Raw genomic sequence first — 14511 nt, 5'->3', positions numbered from 1 at the left:
GCCGCTCAGCGGGACGGGTGCTCGCCGGAGCGGCCGACGGCGGCCCGGACGCGGGTGAGCTGCGTCGGGAGGTCGGCGGTGGCGTCCAGGGTCATGCCGGGCTCGTCCGGTTCCAGGGGCTCCAGCGTGTCGAACTGCGAGTCGACCAGCCGCGCGGGCATGAAGTGACCGGTGCGCCGGGAGACCCGGTGCCACGCCGTGTCCCGGTCCAGGGCCAGGTACAGGCACCACAGCCGGGAGCGGGCGGCCGCGCGAAGCCGGTCGCGGTAGACGCGTCTGAGGGCCGAACAGGCGACCACCAGACCTTCGCCGGCCTCGACGGAGTGACGGATACGGTCGGCGAGGGCACGCAACCAGGGCCCGCGGTCGGCGTCGTCCAGTGGCTGACCGGCGCTCATCTTGGCGACGTTCGCGGCGGGGTGGAAGTCGTCGCCCTCGACGAACGGCAGTCCGAGCAGCTCGGCGACGGCCTTGCCGACGGTGGTCTTCCCGGAACCGGACACGCCCAGGACCAGCACGATCGGCGGGCCTTGGCCGTCCCTGGCCCCGGTCACCGGCTCTCGGGTTCCCGGCCGGCCGACGTCTGCCGCAGATCCGCCTCGGCCAGGGGCTCCAGGATCCCGCGGGTGTCCAGCCGGTAGAGCAGGATCAGCGGGGGCCCGACGAGCAGCACCGCGACCAGGGTGACCAGCATCAGCCAGCGCAAGGTCGTCGACGCGCCGGCCGCCTCGGACACGGTCAGCGAGGTGGGGATGAGATAGGGCCGCTGGGCGAGCCCCCACGCCACGACGACGAGAGCCACACTGCCGACCGCGGTGTACCGGGCCCACCCGGCCACCCCCCGGTACAGCAGCCCCGCGGTGACCACCGCGCAGGCGGCGGCGGCCAGGACGAGGGCGAGACCGCTTCCGCTGGTCAGCCCGTCGTAGACGTACCGCGCGTCGTCGTGGGTCACGGCGAGGCCGACGAGTGCCAGTACGGCGATGACGACGAGGCTGCACCAGGCCCGCAGCCGGAAGTAGCCGACGAGGTCGGCGGCGTCGAAGCGGCGGGCGTCGGCACTGAGGAACACCGCTCCGAGGAACGCGGTCGCGGCGATGGTCAGCAGCCCGGCGATCACGGAGGTCCCGTTGGACCAGGCGTCGGCGGACGCCTTGGTGCCGGGAGTCACCCGGCCGGTCGCGAGTCCCCCGACCGCCGCTCCGAGGAAGAAGGGTGTCAGCAGCGAGGAGACGGCGAACAAGGCGCCATAGATCCTGCGCCGGGCGAGACGGCTGGTGGGTTTGCGCAGAGCGAAGCCGGCGCCGCGCAGGACGAGTCCCACGGCCGCGAGCGCCAGCGGCAGCCACATGGCCGTGAAGACCGTCTGGAACAGCACCGGGAAGCCGGTCCACATGATGACCAGGACGAAGATGAGCCAGACGTTGTTGGTCTCCCACACCGGCGCCATGGCGTGGTCGATGAGCCACCGGGGCCGTCTGCCGCGTTCGGCGCCGCCCGCGAAGAGGTCCCAGAACCCGGCGCCGTAGTCCGTGCCGCCGGCGCAGGCGTAGGCGGCCACCGCGGCCAGCAGCACCCACGCGACGACGTCCGCGATCATCGGCGCCCCTCCTCCCCGCCGGTCGTGGACAACGGGCGGGGCCCGTAGGGCGTGTCGCCCTCCAGGTCCTCGGTGGCGGCTCCGCGGAGGGCGTCCTCGTCGGCCCGCCGCCATCGGCTGCTCATCTTCAGCAGGATGGTCAGGAAGGAACCGAGGACGAGTACGTAGACCACCACGACGACGCCGAACATCGCCCACAGGGACCCCGCCCGGGTGTCCGTCACCGCCTCCGAGACCCGCATGTGCTGGTAGACGATCCAGGGCTGGCGGCCCACCTCGGTGGTGATCCAGCCGCACTCCACGGTCAGCAGACAGGCGGCCCCGGCGAGTGCGGCGCACCGGAAGAACCACGGCGACCTGGGCAGGTCATGGCGACGCAGCCTGCACCAGCCGTACCAGAGCGCGAGCAGCACGAGCAGGCTTCCGATGCTCACCATGATGTCGAACGCCCAGTGCGCGATGGTGGCCTGAGTCGCCGTCGGGCGGTCGCTCGCGGGGACCGACGTCAGTCCGGTCACCTTGGTGCCGGGGCTGAACCCCGCGAGGATCGAGTCCAGTTGGGGGATTCTGATCCCGCCGGAGATCGAACCGTCGGAGTGCAGGCGCCCGAACAGGTACTCCGGCACATGGGTGTCGGTCTTCCAGACGATCTCGGTGGCCGCGAACTTGACGGGCTGCTTGTGGAAGACGGAGCGGGCGATCGAGTCGCCGAGCACGAACTGCACGGGCGTGAGAATCGCGGCGACCGAGAACGGCACGGTGAAGCCGAGCCGGTGGTAACGGTCCCGGCGGCCCCGCAGCCAGCCGACCGCGTACACCCCGGCGACCACGTACCCGGCGGTCAGGACCACGCCGACCACGAAGTGCCAGTACTCCGGTCCGAACATCGGCGTGAAGACCGCCTGCCGCACGTCGACGTCCACGGGGTTGCCGAACCGGTCGAGCGTGAAGCCGCGCGGGGTGTTCATCCAGGCGTTCGCGGCCAGGATGCCGAAAGCGCCCATGAGGGCGGCGAGCGGCAGGGGCGCTCCGAGCCAGAAGTGCGTCCACGGCTTGAGCCGCCGCCAGCCGTACAGGTAGATCGCGATGAGGATCGCCTCGAGGAAGAACGCCCACGCCTCGATTCCGAAGCCGAGGCCGAAGACGTCGCCCCACCGGCCCATCATGCCCGGCCACAGCAGACCGAACTCGAAGGAGAGCACCGTGCCGGTGACGATCCCGATGGCGAACTGGACGGCCATCACCGCCGACCAGCGCCGGGCGAGCAGGAGGGCCACGGCGTCGCCTTGGCGCAGTCCGCGGTAGTGCATCAGGAGGGTGATGGCGGGCAGGGCCACACCGAACGGCACGAGCAGGATGTGGGAGCCCAGGGTGAAGGCCATCAGCTCCCGGGCGGGCAGGAGCTGGGCGGGGCCGTCCGCCAGGAAGTGGTCGATCGCGCTGTTCACATGGGCCTCGGGGCTCGAACCGGATGGCTGCGGGCGGCGGGGAAGCGGGGGTCAGCCACCCGTGGCGAACCCGGGGAACAGCGTCATGCCGCCGTCCACGTAGAGCGTGGTCCCCACGACGTAGTCGAAGAGGTCGGACGCCAGTGCGGCGACCGCGTTCGCGATGTCGTCGGGGTCGCCGACACGGCGGTAGGGCACCAGTCGCAGCAGGTCGGCCTCGGCCTCGGGGGTGTCCCAGGCGCTGCGGTTGATGGGGGTGCGGATCGCCCCGGGGGCGACGGCGTTGACCCGGATCCCGTGCGGCGCGAGTTCCTGGGCGAGGGTCGTCATCAGCATCTGCACGCCGCCCTTGGACGCCGCGTAGTTCGCGTGGCCCGCCCAGGGAATGATCTGGTGGACCGAACTCATGCAGATGATCTTCCCCGCGGACCGGGAGACCTCCGGGACGACACCGCGCCGCATGAACTCCTTGGCGGCCTCGCGGGCGCACAGGAACTGTCCGGTCAGATTGACGTCCAGCACCTTGTGCCACTGGTCCACGGTCATCTCGGTGATGGCGGCGTCGCGCTGGAGCCCCGCGTTGGCCACCATGACGTCGATGGTCCCGAACTCCTTGACCATCCGGGACACCATGTCGACGACCTGGTCCTCCTGTGACACGTCCGCCTCGTGTGCGTAGGCACGGACACCGAAGGCCTCGATCTCGCGCACCACCTCTTCCGCGGCGTCCCGCCCTGCCACGTAATTCACCACCACATCGGCGCCGACCCGTCCGAGACCGATCGCGGTGGCTTTTCCGATACCGGAATTCGCACCCGTCACCAGTGCCTTCTGGCCCTTGAGGAGCTGGAACGCGGGGGGCTGCCGACCGTCACTGCCGCTGGTTTCCACTCGTGTCTCCCTGTGAGTGCCGATGCGGACATCGCGGAACTCGTGGAGAACTCGGATCCGCCCGACCACGAAAACACAGGTGAGTCAGTACGGCATGGTGGCGCGTCCTCGGTCAGTCACTCGGGGTGCCGTCCCGCGCCGAACGGCGCAATCCCCGTACGACGGATTCACAACGGCGCGGTCGAACAGGGCGGGCCCTAATCGAGGCGAGTCTCCCGGCCCGTTCCGCGTGGTCCGATGCACAGCGCCCAGATGACGAAGGCGTCCAGGGCGATCAGCACGATGGACCACACGGGCTGGTACGGCAGCCACATGAAGTTGGCGATCATCGCCAGGCCTGCCAGGGCGATTCCGACCACCCGTGCCCACGTCCGCCCACCGAACACGGCGACACCGGCGAGAAGCACCAGGACGCCGAGGACGAGGTGGATCCAGCCCCAGCTCGTCAGGTTGAAGTTGTAGGCGTAGTCGTTGGTGAGAACGAAAACGTCGTTGTCATGGGCTATGGCGGCAATTCCCTGGAATATCGCCATGACCCCACTGAAGATCATCATGACCCCGGCGAAGGCGGTCCAGCCGGCCACCCACGCCCCTTCAGTGCTACTGCCGGCACCGCCACGGTGCATTCCGGTCGTGGTCATTTCGGGCTCCTCCCACATAGACCCAGCCGATCGCGCCACTGTGGTTTCTGTAGCGGCCGACGGCCCACACATCAGCTTGGCACGAGAATCGCGGCCCGGCAGAACACCGACAATTACGCGGGACAGCTCCGGGGCCGAGGTGCGGGGAAAGTCCCCCGGTGATGCAATGGGAGGGTCCGGTGTGCCCGGGAATTGCGGGTCGTGTCGGAGAGCTGTTTGTCTCTCGCGCCTTTCCGACCCCCTCTCCCGGCACCCGCTCCCCGCTCTCCCGCGAGAAAGGAAACCGCCGTGCCAGGTCTGATCCGCGGGGTCGCCCGCACAGCCGTGGTGGCCGGTACAGCGACCGCCGTGTCCAACCGGGTGTCCCGCCGCCAGCAGGGTCGATGGGCCGAGCAGGCCTCCCAAGAGGCCCCGCAGCAGCAGGTGCGGTACTCCGAGCCCGCTGCCGCCCCGCCGTCCGACGACATGAGCAGCAAGATCGATCAGCTGAAGCAACTCGGTGAGCTCAAGTCTCAGGGGGTCCTCACCGAGGCCGAGTTCGAGACCCAGAAGAGCCGGATCCTCAGCTCCTGACGCGGCTGACGAAGCTCCTGACGCGGCTGCCGACCGGCGCGGTGCGGAACGTGCCCGCCGGGCGTGCTTCACGCCAGGCCGTTGACCAGCCCGGTGAACAGGGAGGGCAGGCGTACGGCGGCGGGGACGATCAGATGGGCGGCCCCGGGGCGGGCGCGCAGGCGTACCAGGGTCTCGGTGAGCAGGCGGTGCCGCCGTGAGGCCCGGCGCCAGGCGTGTTCGTACGCCAGGGGCCGGTCCTCGCGCACGCAGCGGACGAGCTGGGCGGCGCCGGTCAGGGCCAGGGAGATGCCTTCGCCGGTGAGAGCGTCGACGTAGCCCGCGGCATCACCGACCAGCAGGACCCGTCCGGTCACCCGGACGCGGACCCGTTGCCGCAGCGGTCCGGCGCCGCGTACGGCCGTGGAGGCGCCCGTGGGCAGGCGGGCGGCCAGCGAGGGGAAACTCGTGAGCTGCATGTCGAACGGTGCCCGTTCCCCGGTCAGGATGGCCACGCCGAGCAGCTGCGGCCCCAGCGGGGTGACGTAGGCCTCGGCTCGCGCGGACCAGTGCACCTCGACGTGGTCGGTCCAGGGCCGGAGGGCGAAGTGTCTGCGCAGCCCGTAGCGGGGTGGGCGCGGGTCGGGCAGGCCCAGGCCGAGGTGTCGGCGGAGGGGCGAGTGCAGGCCGTCGGCGGCGGCGAGGTAGCGGGCCCTCAGCCCGGCCGCGGTGACGTGGTCGGCGTGCTGCCGGACCGTCGCCGCGTCGATCTTGACCGGGTGCACGGGGACGCCCAGCTCCGCCGCCCGCCGGGCCAGCGCCGCGTGCAGGTCCGTCCGCCGCACGCCCAGGCCCGGTCCGTGCCGGAAGCCGGCCTCGGCGTGCCCGGCGTCTCCCTCGGCGGTGAGGTACCGGATGCCGCGCAGCGGGTGCCCGGGCGGGGCGACGCCCAGGTCGGCGAGGGCCCGCACCGCGCCCGGCATCAGCCCTTCGCCGCAGGCCTTGTCGACCGGCGTCGGCCGGGGTTCGGCGACGGCCACGTCGAGTCCGGCGCGGGCGGCGTGGATCGCGGTGGCGAGTCCGGCGGGGCCACCGCCGACGATCAGCAGGTCGAGCACGTCGGGTCCGTGCAGGCCGTGGCGGCCGCGGATGGGGCGGACTGTGCCAGGGCCGCGTTCTCGCAGCGCAGCCGGACGGCCAGGAGGGGCAGGTTGAGCAGGGTGAAGGCGGTGGCGGTCAGCCAGGCCCCGTGGACCAGCGGCAGGGCGAGTCCCTCCACGACCACGGCGACGTAGTTGGGGTGGCGCAGCAGCCGGTAGGGTCCGGCGCTGACCAGCGGCAGGCCGGGCACGACGATGACGCGGGTGTTCCAGCGCGGCCCGAGGGTGCTGATGCACCACCAGCGCAGTGCCTGCGCGCCGAGCGTGAGCGCCAGCATCGGCCAGCCAAGGAGCGGCTGGAAGGGCACCGGGGCGAGCTGGGTCTCGGCGAGGCAGCCGACCAGCAGTCCGGTGTGCAGGGCGACCATCACCGGGTAGTGGCCGTCCCCGTACGCCACGCCGCCGCGCGCGCGGCTCCAGGAGGCGTTGCGGCGTGCGACGACGAGTTCGGCGATCCGCTCGGCGGCCACCAGCAGGATCAGCACGGTGTAAGCGGTCATCCCTCACCTACCAGCGCAGGAGCACGAGTTCGGAACTGATGCCCGGCCCGAGCGCCACCATCAGGCCGGGGCTGCCGGGCGGGGGCGGGCGCCGGTCCAGGGTGTCGCGCAGGATGTGCAGGACGGAGGCGGAGGAGAGGTTGCCGACCTCGGCGAGGGAGCGCCAGGCCGGCTCCATCGCGTCGGTGCCGAGGCCGAGTGTCTCCTGGAGCGCCTCCAGCACCTTGGGGCCCCCGGGGTGGCAGACCCAGCCGGTGATGTCGTCGGGCTTGAGATCGTGCCCGGACAGGAAGGAGCGCACCTCCTCGCCCACGTGGAGCCGGACCAGTTCCGGCAGTTCGGCGCCGAGGACGATCCCGAAGCCGCCGTCGCGGATGTCCCAGCCGAGGGCGCCCTCGGTGCCGGGGTACAGGCGGCTGCGGGTGGCCACCACCTCGGGTCCGGCGTACTCCTGGTGGCGGGGGTGGTTTTGGCCGACGGCGACCAGGGCTGCGGCCCCGTCACCGAAGAGCGCACCGGCCACCATGCTCTGCGTGGAGATGTCACCGCGCTGCAGGGTGAGGGAGCACAACTCGACCGAGAGCAGCACCGCGACCTGGTCCGGGTGGCCCCGCAGGTAGTCGTGGACCCGGGCCAGCCCGGCGGCTCCGGCCGCGCAGCCCAGGCCGAACACCGGCACGCGCTTCACGTCGGGCCGCAGCCCCAGGCGCCCGGCCAGTCTGGCCTCCAGTGACGGGGCCGCGATTCCGGTGACCGAGGTGGCGAAGACGAGGTCCACGTCGTGCGGGCTCAGTCCGGCCTGGTCCAGCGCGGTTCGCAGGGCCTGCTCGCCGAGCCGCAGGCCCTCCTCGATGAACAGGTCGTTGGCCTGGCCGAAGCCGTCCAGCTGGGCGTACCGCTCCAGGGGCAGGGCGAGATGCCGGGTGCGGACACCGGCCGCGGCGTGCAGGCGGTCCAGCATGCCCCGGTCGCGCTCCGGGGCGCCGGCTCCGGGACGGCGCATCGCCGCGAACGCGTCGGTGATCTCGCGCTGGTGGTAGCGGTGGGCCGGGAGCACTCCGTCAACAGCGGCGATACGCGTCATCCGGCAAGAATAAAGATGACCATGAGGAATCCTCGCTTAGTTCACATCACCGGCATTTCGCGTGTGTGGCGACGGAGGGTGCGAGCCCGCCGGGCCTAGCATGCGGGCGTGCGCAGCGTCGGAGTTCCCGCGACGACCCCGGCCCGGGCGGAGCCCCGCCGCCGCGGGCCCGGGCTCGCGCTCGGGCTGCTGTCGGCCGCTCATCCCGCACCCTCGGCGGCGGTGACCGTGGTGGTCACCGCGCTGGCCGCCGCGTCCGGGCGGGGCGGCGCGGGTACGGCGCTGATCGCGGCGGCGGTGCTCACCGGGCAGCTGTCGGTGGGCTGGAGCAACGACCTGATCGACGCCGACCGGGACCTGGCCGCGACCCGTCGCGACAAGCCACTGGCGAGTGGCGTGGTCTCCGCGTGGGCGGTGACCATCGCGGCGGGCTGCGCCCTCGCGGCCTGTGTGCCGCTCTCCCTCGCGAACGGGTGGCAGGCGGGAAGCGCGCATCTGGTCGGCGTCGCCGCGGCCTGGGGCTACAACCTCGGCGCCAAGCGCACTCTCTGGTCGTGGCTGCCGTACGCGGTCGCCTTCGGTCTGCTGCCCGCGTTCGTCACCCTCTCGCTGCCGGGGGCCCCGTGGCCGCACTGGTGGGCGTCGGCCGGCGCCGCGCTGCTGGGGGTGGGCGCCCACGCCGCGAACGTCCTGCCGGACATCGACGACGACCTCGCGGCGGGCATCCGCGGCCTGCCGCAACGCGGTGGCCACCGCGGCGCGCGGACACTGGCGGCGGCGGCCCTGGCCGCGGGGTCGGCCGTGCTGGTCCTCGGCCCCGCGGGACCCGTGGGCATCCCCGCGCGAGCCGGGCTCGCGGTGACCTGCGCGCTCTCGCTCACCGTCGCCCTGTGGCCGGCCGGGCGGAGCCGGGCCCCCTTCCTCATCTGCCTGGGCCTGGCCGCCGGCGATGTCGCCCTTCTGCTGCTCCGCGGCGCGCGTCTGGCGTAGGCGTGCCGGGAAGTCGCCGTCGTGCGCGTCGGCGGACGGCGAGGATCAGCCCCGCCGCGGCGGTGAGCGCGGCCACCCCCTCGGCGACCGCGGACGCGGTCTTCTCCGGGTACCAGAGGGGCTCGTACATGTCGGGCAGCGGTCCCAGGGGGCCGACGTCGACGTACTGGTAGAGCAGCACCGCGCCGAGACCGGCGGCGGCGACCAGCAGCGCGTACGCCCATACGAGGGGCCGGGTGCCGAAGAGGACCAGTAGCAGGGCGGCCAGTGCCGCGGCGCCGGCCTCGACGCGGAACAGGTCGCCCTGGCCGACCGTCCGGCTGACCGGGTCGTAGGTCGCGGCGAGGTCGGCGTGCACATAGGCGTCCACTGCGAGACCGGCTGCGGTGAGCAGGCGAAGCAGCCACAGGCAGATGTTCAAGGCGGGGGTCCGACGCAGCTGGGGCGAGGTGTCCGTGTGGGGTCCGAGGGCTGTCATCGACGCCTCCTCCGCTGTCCGGGCCCCCTATCAGGGGTACGTGTCAGGACACCTGGCTGTTCATCGATATGTCGACCTTTTTGAGTGGGGCGGCCGCCTCGCTTTTCGAGCAGGTCCCGTTCACCGGGGCCGTAGCTCCACGAGGAGCCGACCCGAGCTGGTGACGACGTCCATGCGGGCGATGTCCCGCACGCCCACCGAGGACGATCCCGGGACACTGACCGCGGAGGCATAGCCGGACGTCCAGCTGGCGGCCGTCTCGGTGTGACCGTCGCGGGCGTGCACCACCACGCGGCAGTCGGCCGGGGGCAGCCCCGACAGACGGAGCCGGATCGACGTGCCGGTCAGGTCCGGGGTGAGCGCGGCGGACGCGGTGACGTGGGTGGTCGGGTCGACGGTGGAGACCGTGACCGCCGACGGGACCGCCGCGGGGTGCGGGTCCTGCGTACCCAGGTAGACGCCGACGCCCGAAGCGGCGGCCGCGACCGCGAGCGCGCAGGCGATCAGGGCCCGGCGGACCCTCGCGCGCCGCACCACGCGGGACACGGCCCGAGCCGTACCGATCCGCTCGGGCACCGCGACCGGGGTGTAGCGGTCCGCGGCAGTGCGGGCCGCGGAGTCACCGGCCGGACCGGTCGACGAGGCGGCCTGCGCGGCGCGCTCCGCCCTCCGCAGTTCCTCGTCGCGCAGCGGTTGCAGGAGCCCGACCAGCGGCGCCAGTTCCATCAGCTCGGCGCGGCAGTCCGCGCAGTGGGCCACATGGCGCTCCACCGCCGCGCGTTCCGCCTGCTCCAGGGCCCCCAGCAGGTAGGCGCCGAGAGCGAGGTTCTCGCGACACGCCATCGCGTCGTCACCTCACCTCCGCCCCCTACCGGATGACAGCCCCACCGGACCGAATGACAGCCCTACCGAACCGAATGACAGCCCCACCGAATGACAGCCCAAGTTGAACAAACTAGGACTAACCAACGTATCTGACTACAGACTCACCCAATGGTGGGCCGGTGGACCAGCCCTACCGCACCCTCGCGGCAGGGGGTTCCAGCGGAAAGAAGGACGTCATGAACCGCGCCGCCATCATCGCCGTGACCGCGACCGCCCTCGCGGCCTTCGCCGCCGGATGCGGAAGCTCCTACAGCGGCAGCTCATCGGCTCCGTCCAGCAGCTCGGCACCCGCCACCAGCGGATCCGTCGCCCTGCGGGCACACAGCTCCCCCCTCGGCCCGATCCTCGTCGACGGATCCGGCCGGACCCTGTACCTGTTCGAGGCCGACAGCGGTACCACCTCGCACTGCTACGGCACCTGCGCCCATGCCTGGCCGCCCGACACCACCAGCGGACACCCCAGCGCCCACGGCCTGCACGCCGCCATGGTCGGCACCGCCCCCCGGAGCGACCACACCACCCAGGTCACCTACAACGGGCACCCCCTCTACCGCTTCGCCCAGGACGAGAAGCCCGGCGACCTCGAGGGCCAGGGCAGCACGGCCTTCGGCGGCGCCTGGTACGTGGTCAGCCCCGGCGGCACCCCGATCACCGGCACCGCACCGAGCACGTCCCCGAGTGACTCGGGAGGCAACGGCTACTGACCGCCGCGATCGAGTCGCTGTTCGCCCTACGCGGGGGAGGTGAGAGCACGTCACCCGAAGACGTAGGGCTGGGCCGTCTCGTGCGCAGCGACGGAACAGACCCTGTCGGCCTGAGCGCGATGCAATCTTCTGTTGAATTCTGTCTGAACCATTGTCCGACTGCGTGAGCCCCTGTAGCACTGTGCGCGGAGCTGTTCCCTCCATTCCCCTTGCATCACCGGGAGAGCGCATGTCCCAAGCCCCATGGAGTCGTGCAACCAGACTGGGCAGCGTGGTCTTCGCCGCCGTCCTGCTGATGTCGGCCACGGCCAGAGCCGGGGCCGACGAGGCACCCGCCGCAGACACCACCGCCGCCACCACCGTCACTGTGGACGACTCCGTCCAGGGCAGCGGCCGGGACCAGTTCGACTACCACGGTTCCGGCTGGGGTCACGCGAGCGGCGAGGGCGCGCCCGCCAACCCCTATGAGGGCACGAACAGTTGGACCGAGACCACCGGCGACTCGGTCGACTTCGCCTTCACCGGCACCCAGCTCACCTTCCACGCGATCACCGACCCCGGTCATGGCATCGCCGCCGTCTCCGTCGACGGCGGCACCCCCGTCGACGTCGACCTCTACAGCGCCGCCCGCACCGGGGACGCCGCCGTGTGGACCAGCCCCACGCTGTCCGACGGCCCGCACACCTTCACGCTCACCTCGACCGGCCGCAAGAACGCCGCCTCCAGTGGCACCGCGGTGACCGTCGACCGGGTCGACTTCGTCGGTGAGGCACCCGTTCCCGGCGACACCGACATCGCGGTGGACGGCGCCGGCACCGGCCGCACCTTCGACGGCATCGGCGCCATCAGCGGCGGCGGAGGCAACTCCCGGCTGCTCATCAACTACCCCGAGCCGCAGCGCAGCCGCATCCTGGACTACCTCTTCAAGCCGGGCTACGGCGCCGCCCTGCAGATGCTCAAGGTGGAGATCGGCGGCGACACCAACTCCACCGACGGGTCCGAGCCCAGCATCGAGCACACCAAGGGGACCGTGCACTGCGACAGCGGCTACGAGTGGTGGCTGATGGAGCAGGCCAAGAAGCGCAACCCGCACATCAAGCTGTACGGCCTGGCCTGGGGCGCCCCCGGCTGGATCGGCAACACCTCCAACTCCGCGGGCGGCGGCGACTTCTGGTCCCAGGACATGATCGACTACCTGACCAGCTGGCTGGGCTGCGCCCGCCAGCACGGCCTGGACATCGACTACCTGGGCGGCTGGAACGAACGCGGCTACGACATCCCCTGGTACGAGAAGCTGCACGCGACCCTCGCCGCCAAGCATCTCCCGGTGCGGATCGTCGGGGCCGACTCGGGCCTGGACGTCGCGGACGACATCGTCAACGACCAGGACTTCGCCAAGGCGGTCGACGTCGTCGGCGTCCACTACCCCTGTGAGGGCGGCGACGGCGGCAGCGCCAACACCTGCCCCAGCTCGGCCAACGCCCAGGCCACCGGCAAACCCCTGTGGGCCAGCGAGAACGGCTCCCTGGACGAGAACACCGGCGCCGGCGCCCTGATCCGCTCCATCACCCGCGGCTACCTCGACGGCAAGTTCACCGCGTACCTCAACTGGCCGCTGCTGGCCGCGATCTACCCCAACCTGCCGTACGACACGGTCGGCCTCGCGGTGGCGAACCAGCCGTGGTCCGGGGCGTACGACCTCGGCACCAGCCTCTGGACGACGGCCCAGGTCACCCAAGTCACCAAGCCGGGCTGGACGTTCGTCGACAAGGCGAGCGGATACCTCGGCGGGGACCGGGTCAACGGCAGCTACGTCACCCTGAAGGCGCCGGACAACTCGGCGTACAGCACCATCCTGGAGACCTCCACCGCGAGCAGCGCCCAGACCGCCGACTTCACGGTCAGCGGCGGACTGCCGACCGGCACGGTGCACATCTGGGCCACCGACCTGACGTCCGGCAACACCTCCGGCGGTTTCGTGCACACCGATGACGTGACCCCCCAGGACGGGCACTTCTCGGTCACCCTCAAGCCCGGATACGTCTACTCCCTGACCACCACCACCGGCCAGGGCAAGGGCACCGCCGTCAGTCCGCCGAAGGGTCACCTCGCACTCCCCTACAAGGACTCCTTCGAGCAGAACACCCCCGGGCGGGAGGCGAAGTACCTGTCCGACATGCAGGGTTCCTTCGAGACCGCGCCGTGCGGGGGCGGACGCTCCGGCCAGTGCGTGCGGCAGATGGCCGCACAGCAGCCCATCGAGTGGCAGGACGACAGCGACGCGTTCGCGCTCCTCGGCGACACCGACTGGAAGAACTACACGGTCAGTTCGGACGTCTACCTGGAGCAGCCCGGCACGGTCGAGCTCCTCGGCCGGGCGGGCGAACAGCAGCGGCCGCAGTCCCACCAGGCGGGCTACTTCCTGCGGGTCTCCGACACCGGTAAGTGGTCGATCGTCAAGAGCGACACCAGTGGCCGGCTGACCACCCTCGCCGACGGCACCACCCGGGCCCTCGGCACCAAGCACTGGCACACCCTGGGCCTGAGTTTCAGCGGCACCACGATCACCGCGAGCGTCGACGGCAAGCCGGTCGGCGCGGTGGACGACTCCGCGTACGCCTCCGGGCAGGTCGGCATCGGCGTGGTCGGCTACCAGACCGACGAGTTCGACAACCTCAGCGTCACCCCCGTGAAGCAGGCCGCCCCTGCCCCGGCGACCCTCGCCGCGGACCTGCCGGCGACGATCCACCGAGGCGAGTCGGCGACCCTCAAGACCACGTTCTCCGTCCCCTCGTCGGGCGACGCGGCCACCGGCATCACCCTGCGGCCCGGCGCTCCCGACGGCTGGACGGTCGCCGCCACCACACCGGTGACCTTCTCGAAGGTCACCCCGGGGCACTCGGTCACGGCGAGCTGGACGGTCACCGCGCCCACGGCCCCCGCCACCCCGGTGTCCGAGACCTTCACACCGCTCGCCACCTACGTCCGCGACGGGGTGCAGCACTGGACGTACGGCACCGCCAAGACCGAGGTGCCGATCCCGCCGCCCACCGGGAGTCCCTATCTGAGCGACCTGTCGTTCGTCTCCAGCAGCAACGGCTGGGGCCCGGTGGAACGGGACACCTCCAACGGTGAGCAGGCGGCAGGCGACGGACTGCCGATCACGATCCGCGGCACCGTCCACGACAAGGGCCTCGGCACGCACGCCAACAGCGACGTGGCGTTCTTCCTCGGCGGCAACTGCAGCAAGTTCACCGCCACCGTCGGCATCGACGACGAGGTCGCCCCGTACGGCTCGGTCACCTTCTCGGTGACCGCGGACGGCCGGACCCTGACCACGACCCCCGTCCTCACCGGCACCTCACAGCCCCTGTCGCTGGACGTCGACGTGTCAGGTGCCCAGCAGCTGGACCTCGCGGTCTCGGACAGCGGCGACGGCAACGCCCACGACCACGCGGACTGGGCCGACGCCCGGCTCACCTGCACGGGATAGGGAGGAGCGGAACGACCCCGAGCGGGCGGCGGCCGTCACGGCGCCGCCCGTTCGGCATGTGTCGGGTCGGCGGGACTGTCGGCGC

General features: G+C 71.7%; 14 protein-coding genes. 4 read left to right on the top strand and 10 right to left on the bottom strand.

What is annotated here, in order from left to right; genetic code table 11:
• Positions 1-5: 5 nt before the first annotated feature.
• The 5 genes from ACFYRY_RS10420 to ACFYRY_RS10400 form a co-directional block, all read right to left on the bottom strand.
• The gene (locus tag ACFYRY_RS10420; protein ID WP_389142216.1) at positions 6-554 is read right to left on the bottom strand and encodes a gluconokinase; all 549 of its coding nucleotides are present in this window, start codon (positions 552-554) and stop codon (positions 6-8) included.
• Positions 551-1600, bottom strand: coding sequence for a cytochrome d ubiquinol oxidase subunit II (locus tag ACFYRY_RS10415; RefSeq protein WP_389142214.1), 1050 nt, complete (start codon positions 1598-1600; stop codon positions 551-553). Before ACFYRY_RS10415 ends, ACFYRY_RS10420 begins: the two co-directional genes overlap by 4 nt.
• The gene (locus ACFYRY_RS10410) at positions 1597-3048 is read right to left on the bottom strand and encodes a cytochrome ubiquinol oxidase subunit I (RefSeq protein ID WP_389142212.1); all 1452 of its coding nucleotides are present in this window, start codon (positions 3046-3048) and stop codon (positions 1597-1599) included. The genes ACFYRY_RS10415 and ACFYRY_RS10410 overlap by 4 nt, the downstream gene beginning before the upstream one ends.
• 51 nt (positions 3049-3099) lie before the next feature.
• Positions 3100-3939, bottom strand: coding sequence for an SDR family oxidoreductase (locus tag ACFYRY_RS10405; RefSeq protein WP_389142210.1), 840 nt, complete (start codon positions 3937-3939; stop codon positions 3100-3102).
• A 197-nt stretch (positions 3940-4136) separates the two neighbouring features.
• On the bottom strand, positions 4137-4580 hold the full coding sequence (locus ACFYRY_RS10400) for a hypothetical protein (protein ID WP_389142208.1): 444 nt from the start codon (positions 4578-4580) through the stop codon (positions 4137-4139).
• Between the two features lie 288 nt (positions 4581-4868).
• Here ACFYRY_RS10400 and ACFYRY_RS10395 point away from each other — a divergent pair, with 288 nt between their 5' ends.
• Positions 4869-5153 carry an SHOCT domain-containing protein gene (locus ACFYRY_RS10395; RefSeq protein WP_389142206.1) on the top strand — a complete coding sequence of 95 codons (285 nt, stop codon included), beginning with the start codon at positions 4869-4871 and terminating at the stop codon, positions 5151-5153.
• Positions 5154-5221: 68 nt separating this feature from the next.
• On the opposite strand, the gene ACFYRY_RS10390 is transcribed toward ACFYRY_RS10395, so the two are convergent.
• From ACFYRY_RS10390 to ACFYRY_RS10380, 3 genes are read right to left on the bottom strand one after another with little or no spacing between them, the layout of a single operon-like run.
• The gene (locus ACFYRY_RS10390) at positions 5222-6250 is read right to left on the bottom strand and encodes an NAD(P)/FAD-dependent oxidoreductase (protein ID WP_389142204.1); all 1029 of its coding nucleotides are present in this window, start codon (positions 6248-6250) and stop codon (positions 5222-5224) included.
• Complete coding sequence (locus tag ACFYRY_RS10385; protein WP_389142202.1) at positions 6235-6792, bottom strand: isoprenylcysteine carboxyl methyltransferase family protein; 558 nt, start codon at positions 6790-6792, stop codon at positions 6235-6237. The genes ACFYRY_RS10390 and ACFYRY_RS10385 overlap by 16 nt, the downstream gene beginning before the upstream one ends.
• Positions 6793-6799: 7 nt before the next feature.
• Positions 6800-7876: a type III polyketide synthase gene (locus ACFYRY_RS10380; RefSeq protein ID WP_389142200.1), complete on the bottom strand. Its 1077-nt coding sequence runs from the start codon at positions 7874-7876 to the stop codon at positions 6800-6802.
• A 108-nt stretch (positions 7877-7984) separates the two neighbouring features.
• Here ACFYRY_RS10380 and ACFYRY_RS10375 point away from each other — a divergent pair, with 108 nt between their 5' ends.
• Entirely contained in the window at positions 7985-8866 is an 882-nt protein-coding gene (locus tag ACFYRY_RS10375; protein WP_389142198.1) for a UbiA family prenyltransferase, read from the top strand.
• Here ACFYRY_RS10375 and ACFYRY_RS10370 read toward each other — a convergent pair.
• Positions 8799-9344: a hypothetical protein gene (locus ACFYRY_RS10370; protein ID WP_389142196.1), complete on the bottom strand. Its 546-nt coding sequence runs from the start codon at positions 9342-9344 to the stop codon at positions 8799-8801. The genes ACFYRY_RS10375 and ACFYRY_RS10370 overlap by 68 nt on opposite strands.
• Before the next feature lie 120 nt (positions 9345-9464).
• Positions 9465-10187, bottom strand: a complete 723-nt coding sequence (locus ACFYRY_RS10365; RefSeq protein ID WP_389142194.1) for an anti-sigma factor family protein — start codon at positions 10185-10187, stop codon at positions 9465-9467.
• Between the two features lie 161 nt (positions 10188-10348).
• On the opposite strand from ACFYRY_RS10365, the gene ACFYRY_RS10360 reads away from it, so the two are divergent.
• Both ACFYRY_RS10360 and ACFYRY_RS10355 read left to right on the top strand, forming a co-directional pair.
• Positions 10349-10933 (top strand): hypothetical protein, encoded by a 585-nt coding sequence (locus ACFYRY_RS10360; RefSeq protein WP_389142192.1) that lies wholly within the window; start codon positions 10349-10351, stop codon positions 10931-10933.
• Positions 10934-11204: 271 nt separating this feature from the next.
• Positions 11205-14426: an NPCBM/NEW2 domain-containing protein gene (locus ACFYRY_RS10355; RefSeq protein ID WP_389142190.1), complete on the top strand. Its 3222-nt coding sequence runs from the start codon at positions 11205-11207 to the stop codon at positions 14424-14426.
• The last annotated feature ends 85 nt before the right edge of the window (positions 14427-14511 follow it).

Source organism: Streptomyces sp. NPDC005263 (assembly GCF_042872365.1).
Classification (GTDB): domain Bacteria; phylum Actinomycetota; class Actinomycetes; order Streptomycetales; family Streptomycetaceae; genus Streptomyces.
Note: the sequence above shows the minus strand (reverse complement) of the source record. Positions and strands in the feature narration are given on the sequence as shown.